Origin of the sequence: Kitasatospora nipponensis (genome assembly GCF_039528135.1) — a bacterium.
Taxonomy (GTDB): domain Bacteria; phylum Actinomycetota; class Actinomycetes; order Streptomycetales; family Streptomycetaceae; genus Kitasatospora; species Kitasatospora nipponensis.
In genome coordinates, this window is sequence record NZ_BAAALF010001140.1 from 1 (window position 1) to 523 (window position 523).

General features: G+C 67.3%; 1 pseudogene. It reads left to right on the forward strand.

The annotated features are described in order from the left end of the window. Window positions 1-175 precede the first annotated feature (175 nt). Window positions 176-523, forward strand: a pseudogene (locus ABD323_RS45305) (ABC transporter substrate-binding protein); the annotation flags it as partial.

The window sequence follows — 523 nt, forward strand, 5'->3', positions numbered from 1 at the left end:
CTCGCCTTCAACCTGCTCGGGGACTCCGTCCGCGACGCCTTCGACCCGAAGACGAAGCGATGACCTTCACCGGTCGTCGGTGAGCCGCGCACACAGACCCACAGACTCCGGGGGGATCGGCATGCCCGCCCCGGGCAACCCACCACCTATCTGGCACTCAACAGGCAGGAAGAACATGAACGTTCGTAAGTCACGGCAGCTCGCCGCGGCCGTCATGGTTGTCGGGGCCCTCACCGTCACCACCGCGTGCTCCAGCGGCAACAGCAACGGTGGCAGCAAGCCGGCGGCTTCGAAGTCCAAGGTCGAGGCCACCGCGATCACCGTCGGCACCGCCGCCGACTCGGTCGGCCCGGCCGTCGCGGAGCCCGGTGCGAAGAAGGGCGGCACGGTCAACATGATCGACCGCGACGACTTCTCGCACCTGGACCCGGCCCAGGTCTACATGAACTACAACAGCGAGGTCTCGCTGCTGCTCACCCGCCAGCTGACGGGCTACAAGCTCCAGGCCGACGGCACCTCCAAG